We start from the raw sequence: 5493 nt of genomic DNA on the forward strand, positions 1-5493 counted from the left end.
CATCATCCCCCCCCCGGCCAGGCCGACATTGGCCTCATTTTCCTCGACCCCGAGCCCGAGGTACGGGCTCTCGCCCCCCAGCGCCTGCGCGCCCCGCTTGACGCGCGGCGCGGCCGCGCGCGCCACCTCGGCGGTGCCGTCGGTCGATCCGTCGTCGAGGACGAACACCCGCAGCCGGGGGACGCCGACCTGGCCGCGCAGATCGGCGACGAGCTCTCCGATCCTGGCCGCCTCGTCCCGCGCCGGGACACACACGGTCACCGGTTCGAGCACGGCCAGTCCGGGCGAGAGCCGGGGCGCGGTGAGCCGGTTCAGCAGGGCGATGACGCAACCGGTCATGGCCAGCCCGGTGCCAAGCCGGGTCGCGGCGACCGCCACCGAACTCAGCGGAACTGCTTGACCGAGCGCCACCAGCGCCGCCAGGAGAACTGATGGTCGGGGACCTCGGGCGTGGGATTGCGGTTCAGGTAGGCCATGCCGGCCACGATCGCGGCGACCGCCAGGGTCACGCCGCCCACAATGCCCGCCCACCCCGCGAACGAGCGGGTGTTCGGATCGGGATAGCTCACCTCGGCGCGCAGCGTGGAGACCTCGCCGGCGGGCAGCTTCCACGACACCGTGTTGTCCCCCTCGCGGGTGCCGTTGGTCTTGGCCACCCTGGCCGGGAAGGCGATGGTGAACTGCACGTCCGAGCCGTGCGGCGGCACCGACTTCAGGTCGACGCGCCCGTTGAGCGACACCAGATCGCCCGAGCGCTGGAACTGCAACTGGATCATGCCCTGGGCCTGCTCGTTGAGCTGGGTCAGCTGCTGCACGTCACCGAAGGACAGGTCGTCGAAGAAGACCTTGCTGCCCACGTAGCCGTCCTGGTTGTACGGCTCGACGCGCACCCGCGCGCCCAGCGACTCCGGCGCGGTCAGCATGGGGCCGGTGTCCTCCTCGTTGGCGGGCACCACCGCCGCCACGATACGGCCGGACACCCGGTCGTCGGAGGAGACGCCCATGGAGACCTGCACCCGTAGGCATCCGGCCAGCATCGGCACCAGCAGGGCCGTGAGCAGGACGGCGGACGCGACGCGCACCCGCGCCGTCGGCCGCGAAACGACAGCGGGTGTGATGGCTGCACTGGATCGCACGGCACACATCGTGCCAGGCCCGCTGCCACCGGCGCCAAAGGGCGGGCGAGGACACGGTGATCCGGCGCGTCAGCGGTGCGTGCCCGCCCGCTTCGCGCGCCACCGCCGCGCCGCCGTCACCAGCAGCGGAACGCCGAGCACCCCCATGCCGACGAAGCCGTAACCGGCGGAGACCGGCAGGCCGAGGAAGGCGAGATGGGCCAGCGCCGACCCCAGCCAGGTCCACAGGAAGACCAGCACCGGCACGGTGTGGTCGGTCCGCGGCGGGCGGCCCGATGGCGGCGGCGCGGCGCGGTCCCACACGGTCAGCAGCAGGGCCATGCACAGCGCGACCACCAGCCAGCCCAGGTAGTTGGTCAGCGGGATCTCCGGCAGGCCGGGCAGACCGGAGTCGGTGTCGCACCAGCTCCAGCGGTCCTCGGCGACCATCTGCGGGTCGAGGAACAGATCCCAGCCCAGCGCGCCCGCGACGGTCAGCCCGATGCGCGCGGGCACCCCGCCCGCGCGTTCGGTCACCAGACAGGCGACCATCCACACCGGATAGAGCCCGCCGGTCCAGGCCAGCGGGATCAGCAGCGGCACCTCGGCCAGGGCGGGACCGAGCGGGCCGAGCTCGTATTCGTAACAGCCGTAGGGCAGCCCGGTCGCCACGCCGAGGATCTCCGAGGACAACCCGAGGCCGGAGATGATGACGAGCACGCCCGCGGCATAGCGGACACCGCGGGTCACGGTGGCGTGGGTGAGCGCGGTCGCCGCCGAGAGCAGCACCACGGCGATCGTCACCTGGTCGAGCGCGGTGCCCGAGGTCAACGGGTAGGCGATCTGGGTGAGGATCAGCAGGATCGCCGACGCCATCGGCACGCGCCTGCCCCAGCGTGCCGCGGTGGTGGACCCGGTGGCAGGGGATCGCGGGCCGGTGGTGTTCGCTGGCGCCGCGTCCGAGGCGGGCGGGGTGGCGGGGGTCTCGCTCATCGGCGTCGCGGGAAGGGGATGCGGGAACGGCGGTGGTCGCGCAGCAAGAGCCGCGCCGCGGTCCGCCCGCTCGCGCCGCTGACCCCGCCGCCGGGATGGGTCGAGGCGCCGGTCAGATACAGCCCCGGCGCGCCGGGCACCCGCTGGCCGGACAGCTCGGGCAGCGGCCGCCACATCATCATCTGGTCCAACGACATCTCCACGTGCATGACATTCCCGCCGATCAGCCCCATCTCACGCTCGAGATCCTGCGGCGTCTGCACGAACCGCTGCCGCACCGAGCCCGCGAAACCCGGCGCGAGCGCGTCCACCTCGGCGATGATCCGATCGGCTTCGCGCTCGGCGTGCGCCGCCCAGCCGCTGCCGTCGGCCAGGCGATGGGGATGCCACTGCGCCCACAGCGACAGCTGGTGCTCGCCCGGCGGGGCGATGCTCGGGTCGAGCGCGCTGAAACTCATGGCCAGCACCACCGGCCGCGGCGGCAGTTCGCCTGCCAGCGCCGCGCCGTGCGCCCGGTACAGTCGCGCGCGCTCGGAGACCAGCAGTTGCAGTCCGCGCGCCGACTCGCGTTCGCTCGCACCGGGATAGGCGGGCAGCGCGTCGGCGGCCACCCGCACGATCATGCCGATGCCGGGACCGACGCGGATGCGCGAGCGCCAGTCCGCGAGCACGGTCTCGTCGAATCCGCCCGCCGCCAGCAGATCCAGCGTGGTCAGCACGTGTGCGCCCGCGATCACCGCCTCGGCCCGGATCTCCCGGCCCGCCGCGGTGCGCACCAGCCAGCCCTCGCCCGCGCGGCGCAGTTCGGTCACCGGCTCGCCGGTGCTGATGGTGGCGCCGTCCGCGCGCAGCCGCGCCGCCAGTGCCTCGGTCAGCGCGCCGCTGCCGCCGACCGCGCGGCCGGGTGGCAGGGTGTGCATGAGCGCGGCGAAGCCGACCATGGGCGCGGTGCCCGGCTCCGACATCGGCGGCCCGGACTGCGCGCCGAACCAGGCCAGCGCCGCCTTGAGCCGCTCGTCGGCGAACCAGCTGTCCAGCAGCGCGTCCCCCGATTGCAGGAACTCCCGCGACAGCGCGCTGCCACCCGCTCCCGTGTCCAGGCCCCAGAACGAACGCAGCAGGTGCGGGGCGCGCGGCGCGGCCCCGAACGCCCGCATCACCCGCGCGCCGCGCGGACCCCACACGGCGACGAAGCGGCGGTAGGCGTCGGCGTCACGCGCTCCGCAGGCGCGTTCGATCGAGGCGCAGGTGGCGTCGAGGTCGCGGTGGAAGACGATCGGCGGGCCGTCGACGGCGGGCGCGAAGCCCCACGGATCGCAGTCCAGATAGCGCAGCCCGTAGCGGGCCAGCTCCAGCTCCTCGACGATGCCGGTGTGCCGGATCATGATGTGCGCCGAGGACCCGCGGTCCACCCGGTGGCCGGGGAAGCGCTCCACCGTCGAGACCGCGCCGCCGAGCACCTCGTCGCGCTCGATCACCTCGACCGCGTGCCCGGCCCTGGCCAGGTAGGCGGCCGCGACCAGCGCGTTGTGGCCGCCGCCGACCACGACGACGGTCACAGCGGCAACCGCCTGCCGAGAATGGCGAAGGGCCTGCTGTCGCCGGAGAAGACGAAATCGCGGATCACGTCGCCGAATCCCTCCCGCCGGTACAGCCGCCAGGCCCGGTTCTCCTCGGCGGGCACCTCGGGGGTGGACAGCAGCACCGCCCGCTCGGTCAGCCCGGTCAGCAGCCTGCGCAGCAGCGTCTGCCCGATGCCCGATCCCTGGGCGCTCGGGTGCACGTGCAGTTCGGTGAGCTCGAAGTAGTCCGAGAGCAGTTCGTGGGCCGACTGTTCCGGCCAGCCGCAGCGGCGCATGCCCACGTGCACCTGCTGGTGCCACCACTGATTGGGGGCGCCGTGATAGCCGTAGGCGATGCCAAGCATGCGCGAGGTGCGCGGGTCGACGTAGCCGTGCTCGTCGGGCAGCAGGGCCGCGACCGCCCGCCACCCCTTGCGGGTGGTGTGCTCGGTCCACATGGGCGCGCGGTGGTTCTCCGTGCCCCGGGGGTACTGCATGGCGGCCACGTACACCGACAGCGCGTCGTGCAGCCGGTAGCGCAGGTCGGCGGCCGTGAGGTCGACCACGGCGTGGGCGGGGGTCTGGTGGGGCGTGACGGCGGTCATGGCTCTCGTCGATGTCGCGCCGGTGGCGGCGGGGCGGGAAGTCGGTGGTGGAACGTGCGGTGGAACGGGTGCGGCGGAACTTGTCGGTGGGTGTCCCTATATTCAAGCGCAAGTCAGACGTTCGAATATCTGTTCGGTCCGCGCGTCGCGCGGACCGGGAGCGCGAGCGGTGGCGCCGGTGTCGTCCGCGGGGCCGGCGGCGGGCCTCGCGCCGATTCGAAAGGGGGCGGCCCATGAGTCGCACGGAATCCGGCCGCACCGATGCCGGTCGCGCACACTCCGGTGTGAATCGCCACCCCGAGCAGGGTCGCTCGGGCAAGGCGGGCCTGCTGCTGGACAAGGCCGACGGCCTGTTGCTGCAGGCGGCGGGCGAGCGTGACCCGCGCGAGCGGTTCCGCACCGCTTACCTGGCCGCGCTGCGCGGTGCCGGTGCGGTGCTGGCGAGCACGGGGGCCGACGCCGCGCCGAGGGCCCGCTCCCGCAACGCCTGGGTGCTGCTGCAGCGCGCGGCGCCGGAGTTCGTCATGTGGTCGGACTACTTCGCCGCCCGCTCGGAGGTGCGCGCCGCGTTGGAGGCCGGGCTCGATCGCGACGTCGGCGACGCCGAGGCCGACGAGTTCGCCTCGCGGGTGGGTGCATTCCTGCACGACGTGGCCGATCTGCTCCAGTCCGCGGCCCGGCTGCGGCTCGCCCCCGGCATGAGCGCGTAGCGGCTCGGCGACAGTTTCGTTCCACAGTGGCCATTGGGTGGTATGGCCCTGATCGAACTCGTATCATGGGGGCAGATGGCCGCCAAGGTCGGCTATCTGTCGCCTACCCGGAGGCGACAGTCACGCCTAGTGCCGGGGGAGGTACCGTGCCACTCTCCGAGCACGAGCAGCGCATGCTCGAACAGATCGAGAGCGCTCTCTATGCTGAGGACCCGAAGTTCGCCTCGTCGGTGCGAGGCGGACGACTTCGCACGACCACGAGTCGTCGCCGACTCCAGGCTGCCGCCCTGTTCGCCCTCGGCCTGCTGTTGCTGGTCGCGGGTATCGCCGGGCCCAAGCCTGGTGGTTTTCCGATCATCAGCCTGATCGGGTTCGTGATCATGTTCGGCGCCGGTGTGCTGCTGCTGACCGGAGGCCCCAAGACGGCCCCGGACGGCGACCTGCCCTCCGGTGGCGCGGGCTCCGGCGGCGTATCCGGCCGAAGTACCGGCCGCGGCCCCGGCGGGCG

7 protein-coding genes are annotated in these 5493 nt (G+C 73.0%); 2 read left to right on the plus strand and 5 right to left on the minus strand.

Features of this window, described 5'->3' with window-relative positions:
- The 5 genes from QH283_RS09030 to QH283_RS09050 all read right to left on the minus strand — a co-directional run.
- A partial coding sequence (locus tag QH283_RS09030) for a glycosyltransferase (RefSeq protein WP_280502564.1) occupies positions 1–378 on the minus strand: 378 nt, incomplete at its 3' end.
- Positions 379–383: 5 nt separating this feature from the next.
- Positions 384–1145, minus strand: a complete 762-nt coding sequence (locus tag QH283_RS09035) for an LppM family (lipo)protein (protein ID WP_414689717.1) — start codon at positions 1143–1145, stop codon at positions 384–386.
- A gap of 60 nt (positions 1146–1205) precedes the next feature.
- A complete protein-coding gene (locus QH283_RS09040) occupies positions 1206–1991 on the minus strand; it encodes a carotenoid biosynthesis protein (RefSeq protein WP_280502569.1) in 786 nt (261 codons plus the stop codon).
- Positions 1992–2104: 113 nt separating this feature from the next.
- A complete protein-coding gene (locus QH283_RS09045) occupies positions 2105–3667 on the minus strand; it encodes a phytoene desaturase family protein (protein WP_280502565.1) in 1563 nt (520 codons plus the stop codon).
- Entirely contained in the window at positions 3664–4275 is a 612-nt protein-coding gene (locus QH283_RS09050; RefSeq protein WP_280502566.1) for a GNAT family N-acetyltransferase, read from the minus strand. The genes QH283_RS09045 and QH283_RS09050 overlap by 4 nt, the downstream gene beginning before the upstream one ends.
- 233 nt (positions 4276–4508) lie before the next feature.
- On the opposite strand from QH283_RS09050, the gene QH283_RS09055 reads away from it, so the two are divergent.
- Positions 4509–4985, plus strand: coding sequence for an SAV_6107 family HEPN domain-containing protein (locus tag QH283_RS09055; protein WP_414689718.1), 477 nt, complete (start codon positions 4509–4511; stop codon positions 4983–4985).
- Positions 4986–5131: 146 nt separating this feature from the next.
- A partial coding sequence (locus QH283_RS09060; RefSeq protein ID WP_280502567.1) for a DUF3040 domain-containing protein occupies positions 5132–5493 on the plus strand: 362 nt, incomplete at its 3' end.

This window comes from Nocardia farcinica, assembly GCF_029867845.1.
Taxonomy (GTDB): domain Bacteria; phylum Actinomycetota; class Actinomycetes; order Mycobacteriales; family Mycobacteriaceae; genus Nocardia; species Nocardia farcinica_A.